The 15,860-nt window shown below is 43.8% G+C and carries 12 protein-coding genes; 10 read left to right on the top strand and 2 right to left on the bottom strand.

Translation table 11 applies throughout. From position 1 onward, the window contains the following. Positions 1–17 precede the first annotated feature (17 nt). Both J3U75_RS07845 and J3U75_RS07840 read left to right on the top strand, forming a co-directional pair. A complete protein-coding gene (locus J3U75_RS07845; RefSeq protein ID WP_267391385.1) occupies positions 18–3,812 on the top strand; it encodes an Ig-like domain-containing protein in 3,795 nt (1,264 codons plus the stop codon). A gap of 48 nt (positions 3,813–3,860) precedes the next feature. Then, the gene (locus J3U75_RS07840) at positions 3,861–7,532 is read left to right on the top strand and encodes an RHS repeat-associated core domain-containing protein (protein WP_267391384.1); all 3,672 of its coding nucleotides are present in this window, start codon (positions 3,861–3,863) and stop codon (positions 7,530–7,532) included. A gap of 347 nt (positions 7,533–7,879) precedes the next feature. Here the strand turns inward: J3U75_RS07840 and J3U75_RS11415 are convergent, their stop codons facing one another. After that, positions 7,880–7,966 carry a hypothetical protein gene (locus tag J3U75_RS11415; RefSeq protein WP_367645572.1) on the bottom strand — a complete coding sequence of 29 codons (87 nt, stop codon included), beginning with the start codon at positions 7,964–7,966 and terminating at the stop codon, positions 7,880–7,882. Here J3U75_RS11415 and J3U75_RS07835 point away from each other — a divergent pair. The 5 genes from J3U75_RS07835 to J3U75_RS07820 all read left to right on the top strand — a co-directional run bounded on the left by J3U75_RS07835 (position 7,952) and on the right by J3U75_RS07820 (position 10,389). Then, positions 7,952–8,161: a hypothetical protein gene (locus tag J3U75_RS07835; RefSeq protein ID WP_267391383.1), complete on the top strand. Its 210-nt coding sequence runs from the start codon at positions 7,952–7,954 to the stop codon at positions 8,159–8,161. The genes J3U75_RS11415 and J3U75_RS07835 overlap by 15 nt on opposite strands. A 105-nt stretch (positions 8,162–8,266) precedes the next feature. Further along, positions 8,267–8,503: an RHS repeat-associated core domain-containing protein gene (locus J3U75_RS11410; RefSeq protein ID WP_367645573.1), complete on the top strand. Its 237-nt coding sequence runs from the start codon at positions 8,267–8,269 to the stop codon at positions 8,501–8,503. 11 nt (positions 8,504–8,514) lie between these two features. Then, a complete protein-coding gene (locus J3U75_RS07830; protein ID WP_267391382.1) occupies positions 8,515–8,706 on the top strand; it encodes a hypothetical protein in 192 nt (63 codons plus the stop codon). 113 nt (positions 8,707–8,819) lie between these two features. Continuing rightward, positions 8,820–9,680, top strand: coding sequence for a lyase (locus J3U75_RS07825; RefSeq protein ID WP_267391381.1), 861 nt, complete (start codon positions 8,820–8,822; stop codon positions 9,678–9,680). A 385-nt stretch (positions 9,681–10,065) separates the two neighbouring features. Continuing rightward, positions 10,066–10,389, top strand: a complete 324-nt coding sequence (locus tag J3U75_RS07820) for a hypothetical protein (RefSeq protein ID WP_267391380.1) — start codon at positions 10,066–10,068, stop codon at positions 10,387–10,389. A gap of 82 nt (positions 10,390–10,471) precedes the next feature. Here J3U75_RS07820 and J3U75_RS07815 read toward each other — a convergent pair whose 3' ends face one another. Then, positions 10,472–11,221: an amino acid ABC transporter permease gene (locus tag J3U75_RS07815; protein ID WP_100156280.1), complete on the bottom strand. Its 750-nt coding sequence runs from the start codon at positions 11,219–11,221 to the stop codon at positions 10,472–10,474. 238 nt (positions 11,222–11,459) lie between these two features. Between J3U75_RS07815 and ribF the strand changes: the two genes are divergently transcribed. From ribF to lspA, 3 genes are all read left to right on the top strand, one after another. Beyond that, positions 11,460–12,389 carry a bifunctional riboflavin kinase/FAD synthetase gene (ribF, locus tag J3U75_RS07810; RefSeq protein ID WP_267391379.1) on the top strand — a complete coding sequence of 310 codons (930 nt, stop codon included), beginning with the start codon at positions 11,460–11,462 and terminating at the stop codon, positions 12,387–12,389. Between the two features lie 84 nt (positions 12,390–12,473). Continuing rightward, a complete protein-coding gene (gene ileS / locus J3U75_RS07805; protein ID WP_267391378.1) occupies positions 12,474–15,254 on the top strand; it encodes an isoleucine--tRNA ligase in 2,781 nt (926 codons plus the stop codon). 104 nt (positions 15,255–15,358) lie between these two features. Then, positions 15,359–15,844, top strand: coding sequence for a signal peptidase II (gene lspA, locus J3U75_RS07800; protein ID WP_267391377.1), 486 nt, complete (start codon positions 15,359–15,361; stop codon positions 15,842–15,844). Positions 15,845–15,860 lie beyond the last annotated feature (16 nt).

Below are 15,860 nucleotides of genomic sequence, written 5' to 3'. Positions count from 1 at the left end.
CTCATGAGGGGTACACAATGAATATTTATCAATACTGGAAAAAAAGGTTTTTCGGTTTAAACATAAAAAAAGAGCCAAAACATAAAAATAAGCAGAGAAAAGCATATGCAATGGTTGTCTGTGCATTATGCACCATTGCCAGTGCGGCAAGCTATGCCGGTACCGACACAAAACTGAAAGGTGATGATAAAGTCAGTGGCGCTTTACCGATTGGTTTTGAGTTTAATTATTATGGCAAAAAATATAATAAATTTTATGTGAGTACAAATGGATTGCTACAATTTTCGAATCCAAGCAGCAGTTACAATAACTCTTGCCTACCTGCAATCAATAATACACTGTTTGTTTTCTGGGATGATTTAAGAACTGATGTATATGGCCAGCCTGCGGGTACCATCAAGTACGAAACACAGGGGGAAGCGCCAAACAGAAAACTCATTGTGCAATGGACGAATCAGTATTTTTATAGTTCAAATCTGCCTATGGGTACCTTTGAAGCGATTCTTTATGAAGGCACAAATCAGATTAAATATCAGTATCGTACTTTAAATATTGATTTAAGCAAAGGCGAGAGTGCAACAATTGGTATTCAGGGCATCACGCCAAAGAACGTTCAAGTAGGCTGTAATAAAGCCAATATCATTAAACCAGAACAGGCTATTTTATTTACGCCAAATAATGATTTAAGTGAATATACCAAGAATGAGAATGCTGAGTACAATTTTATCGACATCTCTGATCTAACGCCGGCTGCACCACAACCTGCTGCCCGTTATACAAATCAGGCACCAAGCTGGACATGGCAGAATATCAATACACTTGATACATGGGAAATTGAAATTCAGGATGCTTCCGGAAATACCGTCTATAAAAAAATACTGAATAAAGTAAATCAATATACTTATGATGCAGGTTTACAAAATGGACAGTCTTATCGCGCCCGTGTACGCGGAAGTATTAATCGAGGTGCTACCTGGGAAATGTGGTCTTCACCCTCTGAGCTCATTACCGTAGATACGACCAAACCGGTTGTGGAACTGAACCAATTCAGTCGTGTTAATGACAAAGCGGTGCGAATTGGTTACAGCAGCAGTGATAATCTGAGTGGTATAGCCTCTATACATCTGCAAATTGCCAATAATCCAGATTTCAATAAACCCATTATCGATCAGGATATTAATCTGCAAAGCAATAATATGCAGATAGATAATGTGCCCGCCGGTGGTATCTTATATGCTCGTCTGAATGCTTTGGATAAAGCAGGCAACAGCTCAGGCTATACTCAGGCATCTGCTATTACGGTTACACCTCCAGTACTTATCAGCCCTGTTACCCAGACAAAAGTTAAGAACGCAGCATTAAAAGTTCAGGGTACAGCTGAGTCTGGTGCAAAAGTTCAGTTGTATCTGAATGATAAACCAGTGAGTGAAAAAGTTACCGCTGATGCACAAGGCTATTTCACTCAGGATATTCTGCTGCCGAAAGAAGGTAGTTACCGCTTACATGCTGTAGCGCAGAATGATGCTGGCAGCAGTGAGCCCAGTGCACCGGTGCAGTTTGATTTTGCTTTACCGACACCCACTGCAATCATTACTACTCCCAGTGATAATCAAACACTTGCTGCTCCGGTTGATATTCAGGTAGATGCTGCAGATGAACTTGGTATCGAAAAAGTAGATTTATTGATAGATAACAAACAGTTTGCTACTCTGTCAGAACGCCCCTATCAGGCACACTGGCCTCTGACCATGGAGGATAATGGCAGCCACAAAATCAGTGCAAAAGTGACCAATACCAGCGGCAAAACAGTGACCAGCACCCGTACGGTCAATGTCAAAATTGAACCACCGGCTCCGCCTCCCACACCTTATACCGGTAAAATTACCGCAATCAGCCCTGCGGTTAGTTATGGCCCGCAGCCAGTAACCATTAGCGGGCAGGCTGTTTATCGTGCTGAAAATACGATAGCTGCAAACGTACCGCTAAAACTGGTTTTGAATGTAAAAGGGTTTGAGCGCAGAATAGCTGTTGCCACTGATGAAAACGGCCATTTCACCTATACCTTTACCCCGCAGGAATCTGACTCGGGTACATATCAGGTTGGCATTATTCATCCGGATGAAAAAACTGTTACCAGTCAGGGCAGTTTTGATATCAACCGCATCGCATTTAATATACAAGGCTATCAGCTAAAAGCGCCGCGAACCATCACCACACCCATACAGGTTAATGCTACAGCCAGTACCGGTGCTAAAAACCTGCGCTGGGTATTGGCTGCTGAAAATCAGCCAGATGGCGTATTGCCTCAGGGCGTGAATATTGAATCTGAAGCTGTAAATATTGCCCCCGGACAGAGTCGCACGACAACAATTAAATTCACCGCAGACGATCATGCAGCCGAAAAGGGCAGCCTGTATCTGCTTGCCTATGCCGATGATTCAGGAGATCTGGTACGCGGTAAATTACAGATTAATTATGAGCTTGGTCTGCCAATGCCTGAATTGTATGCATCGCCTACCTATATACAGACCGGCTTGCAGCAAAATACCAGCTCCACAGCCAAAGTCAGCGTTGGCAATAAAGGATTGGCAGCGGCAAAAAATGTTCAGGTAGAGCTGGTAGATGAGCAGGGTAATCCCGCTCCGAGCTGGGTATTTATTGCCAGCGATAAAAATATTAATGAAATTGCGGTTGATGAAAAAGTACCGGTACAAATCATGGCTCAGCCGGACAACAGCATCCCTGACGGCATTTACAACTTTATTATCAGAGTATCCAGCAGCGGTAAAGTAGCAGGCACTATTCCGGTAAGAATTTCCGTTACCCAGAGCGGACAGGGCGTAGCTCACTTTGATGTGGCTGATATCTATACCGCCACCCTAGATGCAGACGGACAGCCCATCAAAGGCGTAAAAGGAGCAACCATCAAGTTGCAGAATGATAGTGTATTAACAGAACAATATACCTTCAATACAGACAAAGATGGTATCGCAACCTTAAACAAGCTGCCGGCAGGCATCTATCGCTATCGCGTCAGCGCACCTAATCATATGGATGCCAGCGGCCGTATAGTGGTTCAGCCTGATAGCACAACTAATCAGCATGTATTTCTGGAGTATCAGACAATCAATGTAGAGTTTGGCGTGACTGAAACCTCCATTAAAGATGTGTATGACATTAATGTTAATGCCACCTTTAATACGCAAGTACCGGCACCTGTCATTATGCTCGAACCATTGTCTATTAATCTTGGTGCAATGCAGGTTGGAGAAGAAAAAACGGGCCAGATTACAGTCAGCAATTATGGTCTGGTACAGGCTGACCATGTGGTACTGAATTTGCCGAAAACTGATGCTCACTTCAAGTATGAATTTTTTGGTGAAGTGCCCAGTGTGCTCAAACCAAAAGAAAAAGTAGTGATTTCCTATAAAGTGACTGCTCTTGATCCGAAACAACAGGCGCCGGCAGAAACCAGAATTGCTTCGCTATCAGACTTGCTACGTGCTGCACCAGATGAAGACGACTGCACATCCTACGAAGCTAGCTATGAGGAATCACATCAGAGTGAGTGTCCCAGTGGTGACATTTCCAAAGGCAGCAGCAGTGGACGTTTCTATCAGTACACCGGTAAAAAATGCTCAACCAAGGGCAGTGGTATTGGCTGGGGAGGCGGCGGTTCACTTGGAGGAGTGGGCAGTGGCACTTTCGGAAATGGGGCTGGAGCGGGTTCGCCGGAGGCGATGCCGATAACGCCTGGCTGTACCCCGGATGCGCCCTGTGCTTCAGGTGGTTCGAAAGATGGTTCGCGCTAATGCCAACAAATAAAACAAAATAAATAAATTAAACACAAGGGTCAAAAAATGAAAACAAACAACCGACCCCGGAACAGCCTGAAGGAATGGCTGTTCCGGGTAATCAGCTACATACTCATGCTGGTAATGGCATTGCCGCAGATGGCTTATGCCCGCATCAGCGGCAATGACGAAAAAATATCTGGCATCAGTCATGCCAGTGTCAGACTACCGAATACGGAATATACCGAAAACACCGTAGACATGCGGGTAAAAGTAGTAGGTGGAGAAGTCAAACTCAACCGTACCTGGGAAAATGGACGTTGGTATCTCAATCCAGCCTGGGCCGAATTGCGCTTCGTACTGGATCCGCTCGACAGCAGCGTCAAAACCATTGACCGAGCCGGTACCCTGTATCAGCGCAGCGGCGAAGCCGACTTATATACCTACAAACAAGTATCCATCAGCAAAACCGAAACCGGCTGGCGCTGGACGGATCCAGAGGGTAACTGGATAAACTATGACAGCAAAGGGCGGCCACTGGCCTATGGCAATGCCAACAACGTACAAGTTAGCTTTGAGCTAGATAAAGACGGGCAGCGCAAAGCCATAAAAGATAACAACGGCGAACTCGTATACAGCCTAGACTATGACAATCAGGATCACCTAATCAAAGCCACCGACCGCAGTGGCCGCAGCGTCAGCTACAACTGGTCCGGAGACCGCCTGACCCAAGTAACCGACGTCATGGGCAACGTCTGGAAATATGGTTACGACAACAACGGCCAGATAAACCGCCGCACCGATCCCGATGGTGGCGTCACCAAAATTGATTACATCGTGTCCGTACCCTCATCACAGTTTGCCATGGGCAGCGGCCGCAATGGTGGCGTAATATCGCAAAGTGCTGTAGTAAGCACCGGCGCAGCCGATCATGAAAACAAACTGGCACGCGTAGGCAAAATCACCAGCAAAACCGGTGCTGTGACTGTTTATAACACCGAGTACAACCGCGTCAACAAACAATACACCATCACCGTCAACGATCCGGCCGGCCAAAAAACCGTCACCGTATTTGACAGCAATGGACGCGTACTGACCGAAAGCATAAACGGCCATCTTACCGCCCGCTATGACAGAGACAGCGCCAATAACATCGTCAAATATACCGACGAACGCGGACAGATTACCACTACCCAGTATAACCAAGCGGACTATCCAGTTAAAATCACCTATCCGAATGGCGCAGTAGAAGAATATCAATACAATCAGGCCAACAAACCGGTCAAACAAATCAACGCCAAAGGCGACAGCATCACCTTTGAATACAATGCTGCCAACCAGCCGACCAAAATCACCTATGCTGCCGGCAAACCCGAGCAACGCATCGTCAACTTCGAGTATGACAACCTAGGTCAGCAAACCAAAGCCACCATAGGCAATAATCAAAATAGCATCAGCCTGCAGCAAAGCTTTGACCGCTACGGCAACATAGCCAGCTATACCGATGGCAAAGGGCAACAGTACCAGTACAGCTATAACATACAAGGTCAGCCAACCGAATTACAGAACCCATTACAGCAGAAATGGCTATTGGGTTACAACGCTGCCGGTTACACAACACAAGTAACCGACCCACTCAAGCACACCTTTACCATGAAAACCGATGCCCTCGGCCGAATAGTAGAGATGACCGATGCGCAAGGCAACAGCACTCATTACAGCTATCAAAATACAGCAACAGGGCGCGAAGTAAAAACCACCGACGCATTGAATCAAGTTACTACCCAGCAGTATGACCAGCTCAACCGCCTGATTAAAACCATCACCCCATCCGGACTGGTTAGTGAACAGAGCTACGACAGCAACAGCAGAATCAGCCAGTATAAAGACTACAACGGCAATCAGCTTAGCTACGAATATGGCGCACCCGGCACCAGTCAGTCTGGACTCCTGACCAAAATAAACTACCCGACCTACAGCGAAAGCTACGATTATGACAACATGGGTAACACCATCAGCGTCAACCAGCAGCTGGACAGCAATACCCAGATAAGCAGCCACAGCAGCTATGACCAGTTAGGCCAACAAATCAGCCGCACCGATGCTGCCAACCGCACCAGCCAAAGCCAATACAACGCACTGGGACAAATCACAGCCGACATAGATGCACTGTCAGGTAAAACCCAGTACCAGTATGACCTGTCTGACAACCTCAGCACACTGACTGATGTCAAAGGCAACCAGTACCACTTTGAATATGATCAAAATAACAACCTGCTCAAAGAAACCAAAACACTGGGCAACGACGTCGAATACAGCTACAACGCAGCCAATCAGCTGACCGAACAGAAGCAGGCCAACGGCAACCGCATACAGTATCAGTATGATGCAGCGGGAAACATCAGTCAGCAAAACTACATCGCAGCCGGTACCGACACCGCCGAACAGACAGTCAACTACCAGTACGATGCCAACAACCAGCTGACAGACGTACAGCAAAGCGGCAGCACCAACAGCCATTACACCTATCAGCGCGATGCCCTGGGACGAATCGTTGAAGAAAACATCAGCTATGACCGCATCAGCAAAACCTTAAAATACAGCTATGATACAGATGGCAACCTAGCCAGCATCACCTATCCCGATAACAGCACAGTAAACTATCGTTATGCCAACGGCCAGTTACAGCAAGCCATACTGCCAAACGGAGAAGAAATTAACTGGCGTGATTACCAATGGAATCAGCCTGAGCGCATCACCTATCCGCAAGCAGAACAAACCAACAGCTATGATGCCTTACAGCGACCAACACAAATCAAACTGGTTAGCAAAGGACAAACCCTACTCGAACGCCACTACAGCTACGATAAAGTTAGCAACATCAGCAGTATCCAGACAGAAAAAGGCAGCAGTAACTACCAGTATGACCAACTGGATCGCTTAACCCAAGTCAAACCGGAACAGGAAAGCCTAGCGCAACGAGCAGAATCCTACAGTTACGATGCCATCGGCAACCGCACCGGTAGCGCCCAACAACCAGGTGAGTGGCAGTACAACGACCTCAACCAACTCATCAAATGGGGTGAAGGCAAACAACAGACCAGCCTCAGCTACACCATCAACGGGCAGCTAGCGACAGAAGAAAACGCCAATAAAAAACTCAGCTATAGCTATAACGCTGCCGAGAGACTAAGTAAAGTCAGTAACGACAGCGGAGAAATAGCCAGCTACCAATACGACCCATTTGGCCGTCGCATCAGTAAAACCGTAAATGGCAAAACCACCTACTACATCTACAGCAGCGAAGGGCTGATAGCAGAACTGGATCAGACAGGACGGATGCAAGTAGCGTACGGCTGGGCACCAGACAGCGATTGGGGCACCAGGCCCTTATGGCAGGCGAATCTAAGCGAAGGCCAAACCCTAAAAAATGCCAGCTATCACTACCTGATAACAGACCATCTGGGCACCCCACAACTAGCAATAAACAGTGCAGGCGAACAGAGCTGGAAGATTACCAGTGATGCATTTGGCAACAGCGAACTGGATGCAAATAACCAAATCACCATGAACCTGAGGTTTCCGGGACAGTATTACGACGAAGAGACTGGACTATCGTATAACTACTTCAGGGATTACGACGCGAAGACGGGGAAATATATTCAGAGTGACCCGATAGGGTTAGCAGGAGGAGTAAACACGTATGGATATGTAGGTGAAAATCCGCTTCTATATTGATGTATTCGGATTATTTTATTGGGATTGCGTTCTGAATAAATTTAAAAAAATCATTCTACAAATAAATTAGGATGCGCAATAATGATGTCTAGAAAAGGAACTATAAGTTGCGGGTAAACTAAAATTAGAAAATGTATATTATTAAATTCAATAATAAGAGTAGTTCTTAATATATTTTAAATCAATCACCTATGAGTTTGAAAATTCGTTTAAAGCATTGGAAAATCTATTAAATTTTACTAATAATAAATATTTCATAGACGAATCAAACTCTGGTATAAATATGTGTTCTAAATTGGCTAGTCTCTCAAGAAGTGATAAATTGTATGAAAATATCAACATTTGCTTTACTCTCCTCCACGTGATTTACAAAGTTCAGAATATAAAAAGTGATATCGTGAATGCATTGGAACCTTATAATGAAAAAAAATCATGCCCAAAATATTAATAATATTTCTATAAATTCAATTTCTTCATTAACAAAGTTATTAACAGAAATGGAAGGCCAACTTTCTGATGAAGAATATAAGATTTTGAAAAGAGGTATTGGTATAGTGATTGGGGAACTTCAAATAAGAGTTTTAAATTTTATTTATCAGCAATATCCAGAACTAAGTGATATAGATTAATTTAAATCGATATAAGTATATGTAAATTCATCACTGTTTAAAAATGCAGTGATGAAGGGTTTATTTATATCTAAAAAGTTAATGATATTATTAGTAATAGTATAAATTAGGCATGAATTTTACAACTACTTCAGGAATTTCGATGCGGAGACGGGACGGTATATCCAGAGTGACCCAATAGGGTTGGTTGGGGAAATAAACACGTATGAATATGTAGGTGGAAATCCGCTGGTATATAGTGATCCGAATGGGGAGTTTGTTCCACTAGCTTTAGGTATTGGAATAAGAATTGGTATTGCAGTATTGAGATTAGTTTCGTCGGACAATCGAGCAAGAATGTGATTTTTGGGTTTATGCCTAAAAATTTACATAAAAGTAAGGAAAAAGAATTTAGTAAAAACCTTGGTCTTTGTCCAGAGCATGTATATGCAGCAGCAAAAGAAAATGTTGCAGATACTAAAATTATAGAAATAGTTGGTGAAGGGCAAAGTGCTGAAATTTTAGCTGGAAATAAAAAATCAGATCGATGCGATGTATTAGAATAATTAATTGATGAAGGTATAATAGCTAAAGCAGAAGCCAAATCTACAGAAAAAGCAAGGGGATGTAGACATTCAAAAGCAAGTAAAGATAAACTACGTAAAAAAATGGATAGATGATGACTAGATCTGCATATAGTAAAAAACAAGAAAATATTGAATTTCAATACTGGCAGAGATGTAGATTTTTACCTGAAGATAAATTAATTGCTTTACTTAGTCATAATAATTTTAAATTGAGTTTAGAGGCTACAAGAGTATTACTGTTAAAAGGTGGTAGTAGAGTTATCAAAGTTGCTCAAATAAACTGTTTTAGTAATAATTATAGGACTAGAGCATTAGCTGCTTTTATTTTAGGAGAGATCCACTTATCTACTAAAGAAGAAAAACAAGTTATAGATAAACTGTCTGATTTAGCTCTGACAGATAAATCAGCTACAGTAAGGTCGTATGCTGTGGTCTCTTTTGGGCGTCGTTGTAACGAGGCTAAAAAAAATTTTTCAGATTCTTTGATATCACTCGCTGAAAATACTATTTTAGATAAATCCGTAAATGTAAGACAAAGTACAGCCTTTATACTATCAATGTTTGATAATAAGGCCTCAATACCATTATTAATTAAGTTGTTAAAAGATAGTCACAGTGAAGTTAAGGATTGGGCTGCTTTTGCAGTAAATGTTAATGGATATGATACACCTGAAATTCGAAATTGCTTTGTATTATTATTGAATGAAAATAATTTTGATGTACGATATGAAGCCATAATCGGGCTGTCTAAAATGAAGGATAAACGAGTTACTGAGGTGTTAATGAAGGAATTAAGTAAAGACGTAGTTTATGATGAAATGGTGGAAGCAGCTGGGTACTTAGGCAATGTTGCCTTACTACCTATTCTCTATGAAATAAAAAAGAAATGGGGACTTTTTGATGAATTAAATACTTCTATAAAAATATTGGAGCATTTGAAAACAAAATTATAGTTTCAACATATTATATAAATTGATAATAATCGGTTATTATTAATCTTTTTTCTATATATCTCAAAAGCCTTTTTTATTATACTTTTTAAGTAAAATATTAAATTATCCATGTATAAAAAATATTTATTCAAAATTTTTCGTGAATCAATATTTTATAAAGTAATAAATAATTGCATTTAACTTGGATAAAAATTAGTAATTAGTATGTTGTTTTGATATTAATATAAAGTATTAATTCATTTATTTAAAAAACATAATCTGATTCATAAACAGAGTGATAAATTTTTAATTACTAGAATAATTTAAATTGTAAATTTATCCTAGTTTGGATAGAAGGCGTTTCACCTGCAGCCCTGCCTGTAACGTCTGGCTGTACCCATATGCTATGTGCAGTACAGGCGGTGCGGGTAACGGAGCACGATCACAAATTCCAAAACAGAAATATCTAGGTGTGATATTTGATGGTGAACATGCACCTATCCGCTCTGATTTTATATCACGTTATTATAAAATATTGCATAAAGCCAAAAAATTAGCTATTAAATCGCGTGATAAACATCATTGTGAAATTTTATTTAAACGTAAACTTTATAGGAAATATTCTCATCTGGGGCGTAAAACTTTTGTGGCTTATGCTAGACGTGCTGCTCAATGTTTTGATGATTGCAGAATCAAACGACAAGTTAGAAAGCATTTTAAAAAAATTTGATTTTTTTGTGCTAATAAAAAAAACAGAGCTATTTTTTTAAGTAACTCTGTTTTTGTAGACAATTGGCTATAAATTAGAAAATCTAATGCTGATAACCTTTATTGTATCTTTTTTCCAGCCATGAAAAAAACCAACTCAAGGCTATGGTCATAATCAAATAGATTATGGCGATGGTGTAGAGTGGGGTTTCGTAGTTTAGGTAACGTCCGGCTGCGGCGCGGGCGGCAAAGGCTAGTTCGGCCACAGCGATGGCTGAAAGCAGTGAGCTGTCTTTAAGAAGAGTAATGAATTCGTTCCCAATGGGTGGCAGCATGCGCCGGATGGCCTGTGGCAGGATAACGTAGCGCATGGCTTGTGTATAGCTGAGACCTAGTGAGCGGGAGGCTTCAAATTGGCCGCGGTCGATAGACTGAATGCCAGCGCGGAAGATTTCGGTGATGTAGGCGCCGGAGTTGACTGACAAAGCCAGTGTGCCGGCAATCAGTGCACCATAACTGCGTCGGAGTTCTACGGCAAGATCTCCGCTGATAATTAGGCCATCAGTTGGGTTGATGAGCAGTGGAAACCAGACGAAATACCAGATGAAAATTTGAACAAATAGCGGTGTACCGCGAAAGATGGTGACATACAGCAGCGAAATTTGCCGCAGTGTCCATACCAGTGCGCGTATGGGCAGGCCGCCCTTTTCGAGGCGGATGATACGCGTGAGGGCGAATATCAGGCCGAGTAAGGTGCCCATAAATGTGGAAATCAGGGTGACGCCTAATGTGGTGAGCGCACCGTAATAAAACATTTCACGGTATTCGTAGATGATGTCGAAACGAAAGGCCATTGTGTTACCTAATGGTGGTTTTTGGGGTATTGCTGCCGGCTGAGCTAAGCCTTGGCATTATGTGGGCGCTATTTTAGCAAGAAATGCTGTTGTAACTGTATCAAATTTTGTTTGCCGTTGAGTATAAAGCGGATTTGTTGGTTGCAGAGGTTGGAAAATGCTGTTTAATTACGCTGGCTAAGGTGAGCTGAAGTGTTTACAATGATGTGTTTTATTATTTGATTCGTTCAAGAATTGTATGCAAGTTTGGTTGGGGAGCGGGCTGCGGCCGGATTGGTCTGGTGGTACGGCAGTAACAATCGGTAATTTTGATGGTGTGCACTGTGGACATCGCCATATTTTGCTGCGCTTGCGTCAGGAAGCTGATAAACGAGGGCTTGCTTCGGTGGTGATGATATTTGAACCGCAACCTCAGGAGTTTTTTGCGCAGCAGGCAGGTAAGTCTTTGCCTTACCGGTTGGCGCCGCTGCGGGATAAGCTGAATTTGCTTGCTGAAAGTGGTTGTGTGGATGCGGTGTATGTGCTGCGGTTTAATCAGCAGTTTGCATTGATGCAGCCGATGGATTTTATCCGGCAGATGCTGATTGAAAAGTTATCAGCACGCTATTTGCTGGTGGGTGATGATTTTCGTTTTGGAGCCCATCGCAGCGGTGATTTTGCTTTATTGCAGGCTCAGGAGGCTTTTGTAACAGAGAGAACGCCATCTGTTGTGGTTGAGGATGTACGTGCCTCGAGTACGGCAGTTCGTATGGCGCTGGCTGCTGGTAACTTGGCTTATGCGCAGTTGCTGCTGGGACATGAGTATGTGCTCAGTGGTCGAGTGAAACATGGCGCCAAGCTGGGTCGCGAATTGGGCTGCCCAACGGCAAATGTGCATCTGCCGGCTTTGCATTATGCGCTGAATGGGGTTTTTGTGGTGGATGTAACAGGTGCTTTCGGACGTAAACGTGGTGTGGCCAGTTTTGGTAAAAATCCGACGGTTTCTAGGGGTAGCCAGCAGAAGCTTGAAGTACATATTTTTGATTGTGCTGCCAATTTGTATGGTCAGCGCTTAGGGATACATTTTCTGCATAAGTTGCGTGATGAGCTGAAGTTTGATTCTTTGGCAGCGTTGCAGGCTCAGATTTTTGCTGATATGGATGCGGCACGAATATGGCAGGCTGCCTGAATTGCTAAGTAGCTTTCGGGTGGCCGTAAAATAATACTGATTTTTAGATTATTGAATTAACGGATATATTTTAAAGAGAAAGTCATGACTGACTATAGTAAAACTGTAAATTTGTTGGACACGCCGTTTCCAATGCGCGGTAATTTAGCCAAGCGTGAAGGTGGCTGGCTGAAATCATGGTATGAACAGAAACGTTATCAGAAGCTGCGTAAGCTGGCTGCTGGACGACCGAAATTTATTCTGCATGATGGCCCACCGTATGCGAACGGTGATATTCATATCGGCCATGCAGTGAATAAGGTATTGAAGGATATTATTATCCGCAGTAAGACGCTGGCTGGTTTTGATGCGCCATATGTGCCGGGCTGGGATTGTCATGGTTTGCCGATTGAGCTGATGGTAGAAAAGAAGCACGGTAAGAATATTCCGGCTGCTAAATTCCGTGAGCTGTGCCGTGAATATGCGCGGGAACAGATTGCGCGCCAGAGACAGGATTTTATGCGTCTGGGGGTGCTGGGCGACTGGGAGCATCCGTATCTGACGATGGATTATCAGACTGAGGCGGATATTGTCCGTACACTGGGAAAGATTCAGCAAGGCGGCTATTTGTATCGGGGTGAGAAACCGGTGCAGTTCTGTTTGGATTGTGGTTCTTCGCTGGCAGAAGCTGAAGTTGAATATAAAGATAAGGTTTCTTTTGCGATTGATGTGGCGTATCAGTTTAAGGATAACGCGGCGCTGGCTGCTGTGTTTGGTCTGAATGAGATTTTAGGCGAAGCCTATGCGGTTATCTGGACAACTACGCCGTGGACTTTGCCGGCCAGTCAGGCAATTTGTGTGGGGCCGGACGTTGTTTATCAGTTGTTTGATACGCCAAAAGGTAAGCTGGTGTTGGCTAAAGAGCTAGCTGAAGCAGCTTTGGAACGTTTTGGTTTCGATGTGGATGATACTGCGGTACTGGCTGAAGTTGTAGGACGACAACTAGAGAATCTGCATTTGAATCATCCATTTCTGAATCGAGATATTCCGGTTTTACTGGGTGAGCATGTGACTACTGAGGCTGGTACAGGTCTGGTACATACGGCACCTGCACATGGTCTGGACGATTATTTTGCCTGCTTGCGGTATGGGATTCAGTTATATAACCCAGTGAATGCTGAGGGACGATATATCAGTGATGTGCCCAGATTGGCAGGGATGACGGTCTGGGAAGGTAATCCGGTGGTGATTGATTGGGTGGCCGAAGAGGGCAGATTACTGTCGAATGGAAAAATTACTCATAGTTATGCGCATTGCTGGCGCCATAAAACGCCTTTGATTTACCGTGCTACTGGCCAGTGGTTTATTGGTATGGATAAAGAAGGTACGGATGGGAAGACTTTGCGTGATAAGGCGATGGACGCGGTAGAGGTGACTGAGTTTTTTCCGGCATGGGGACGCGCGCGTCTGGAGGCAATGATTGAAGGTCGTCCAGACTGGGTGGTATCTCGCCAGCGTTACTGGGGCACGCCAATGGCCTTTTTTGCTCATAAGGAAACTGGTCAGCTCCATCCACGTTCGGCTGAATTGCTGGAAGAGGTGGCTAAGCGGATTGAGCAGCATGGTATTGAGGCGTGGTTTGCGCTGGATAAGCATGAGCTTTTGGGCGCAGATGCGGATGAGTATGATAAATTGCCAGATACGCTGGATGTTTGGTTTGATTCGGGCAGTACGCATTACGCAGTACTGCGTCAGCGCTCTGAGCTGGCATGGCCTGCAGATTTGTATCTGGAGGGCTCTGATCAGCATCGCGGCTGGTTTCAGTCTTCGCTGCTAACTGCCTGTGCTACAGTTGGCAGTGCGCCGTATAAACAGTTGCTGACACATGGTTTTGTGGTGGATGGCAACGGGCAGAAAATGTCTAAATCTGTGGGTAATGTGGTATCACCACAGAAGGTAAATGATAGTCTGGGTGCAGATATTCTGCGCTTGTGGGTGGCTTCTACTGATTATTCCGGTGAGCTGGCAATTTCAGATGAAATTTTAAAACGAGTGTCAGAAAGCTACCGGCGTCTGCGGAATACGCTACGTTTCCTGTTAGCGAATTTGAGTGATTTCAATCCGGCTACAGATGCGGTGCCAGTGGATGAGATGCTGGAGCTAGACCGTTATGCACTGGTTTTGGCACAGCAATTGCAGCAGCGTGTGGCTGATGATTATTTTGCCCGTTATGCGTTCCATTTTGCGGTACAGGATATTGTCCATTTCTGTTCAGAAGATATGGGTGCGTTTTATCTGGATATTCTGAAAGACCGTTTATATACAATGCAGGCTGGCAGCCATGGCCGACGTAGTGCGCAAACTGCTCTGTATCATATTACGCGTAATCTGGTGCTTCTATTGAACCCAATTCTTTGCTTTACTGCTGAGGAAGCTTGGGCAGTATTGAGTGGTGATGAAGAAGATAGTGTACTGTACCATACGGGGCATGAATTCCCGCCTTTAGCTGATGTAGATAGCTTAACACTGAAATGGCAGGCGATCCGAGCAGTGCGTGATACGGTGAATGTGGCTATTGAATCGTTGCGTGCAGATAAGAGTGTAGGGTCTTCTTTACAGGCTGATGTGGCGATTAAGGTGCCAACAGATATGCTGCCTTATGTGGCAGCGCTGGGTGATGAATTACGTTTTGTATTGATGGTAGCGAAAGTTACCGTAGAAGCTGGAGAAGAGTTATCTGCCACTGTATCGGTGGATCAGGGTACAAAATGTGAGCGTTGCTGGCATTATACTGATGATGTGGGCTCTGACCCTCAGCACCCGACTATTTGTGGTCGCTGTGTGCAAAATGTCGATGGTGCCGGTGAAAAGCGTTTGTATGCCTGAGACTAGGTAACGGCTGTAATGTTGTCGTTTTTTTAGGCTTGATTTGAATGATTCAGGTGTGGCAGATTTAGTCGGTCACGCCTGTTCTGGTTTTAAGGATGGTTATGCAACGTAAAAAACTGTTTTTATATGGTGCCATTATCGTACTGGGTCTTTTGGCAGACCAGCTAACGAAATATCTGATATTGCAGAATGTTCATTATCTGGAACGAATTGCGGTAATACCGGGATTTTTTGATTTGACGCTGGCTTATAATCCAGGCGCGGCATTTAGTTTCCTTGCAGATGCGGGTGGATGGCAGAAGTTTTTCTTTATGGGACTGGCGCTGGTAATTTGTATTTACCTCCTGCGTGGGATTATCCGTGATGAATTCGGAACAATAGGTAAAGTGGCTGCTGCGTTGATTATCGGTGGTGCGGCTGGTAATGTTGCTGATCGGTTGGTGCATGGTCATGTGGTTGATTTTCTGTTGTTTTACTACCATAATTGGTTTTATCCGGCGTTTAATGTTGCGGATAGCCTGATTTGTGTCGGTGCGTTTTTGCTGGTGCTGGAAAGTATTTTTCATCAGAAGAATAAGGCAGCTTGATTGGTTTAATTTTGGT

This window comes from Snodgrassella sp. B3088, assembly GCF_026535815.1.
GTDB lineage: Bacteria > Pseudomonadota > Gammaproteobacteria > Burkholderiales > Neisseriaceae > Snodgrassella > Snodgrassella alvi_E.
This window is presented reverse-complemented; position numbering and strand designations above follow the sequence as displayed.

Coding starts and splice junctions, on each gene's coding strand:
- J3U75_RS07845 (WP_267391385.1), top strand. CDS start 18: ATGAATATTTATCAATACTGGAAAAAAAGGTTTTTCGGTTTAAACATA.
- J3U75_RS07840 (WP_267391384.1), top strand. CDS start 3,861: ATGAAAACAAACAACCGACCCCGGAACAGCCTGAAGGAATGGCTGTTC.
- J3U75_RS07835 (WP_267391383.1), top strand. CDS start 7,952: ATGAAAAAAAATCATGCCCAAAATATTAATAATATTTCTATAAATTCA.
- J3U75_RS11415 (WP_367645572.1), bottom strand. CDS start 7,966: ATGATTTTTTTTCATTATAAGGTTCCAATGCATTCACGATATCACTTT.
- J3U75_RS07830 (WP_267391382.1), top strand. CDS start 8,515: ATGCCTAAAAATTTACATAAAAGTAAGGAAAAAGAATTTAGTAAAAAC.
- J3U75_RS07825 (WP_267391381.1), top strand. CDS start 8,820: ATGACTAGATCTGCATATAGTAAAAAACAAGAAAATATTGAATTTCAA.
- J3U75_RS07820 (WP_267391380.1), top strand. CDS start 10,066: ATGTGCAGTACAGGCGGTGCGGGTAACGGAGCACGATCACAAATTCCA.
- J3U75_RS07815 (WP_100156280.1), bottom strand. CDS start 11,221: ATGGCCTTTCGTTTCGACATCATCTACGAATACCGTGAAATGTTTTAT.
- ribF (WP_267391379.1), top strand. CDS start 11,460: ATGCAAGTTTGGTTGGGGAGCGGGCTGCGGCCGGATTGGTCTGGTGGT.
- ileS (WP_267391378.1), top strand. CDS start 12,474: ATGACTGACTATAGTAAAACTGTAAATTTGTTGGACACGCCGTTTCCA.
- lspA (WP_267391377.1), top strand. CDS start 15,359: ATGCAACGTAAAAAACTGTTTTTATATGGTGCCATTATCGTACTGGGT.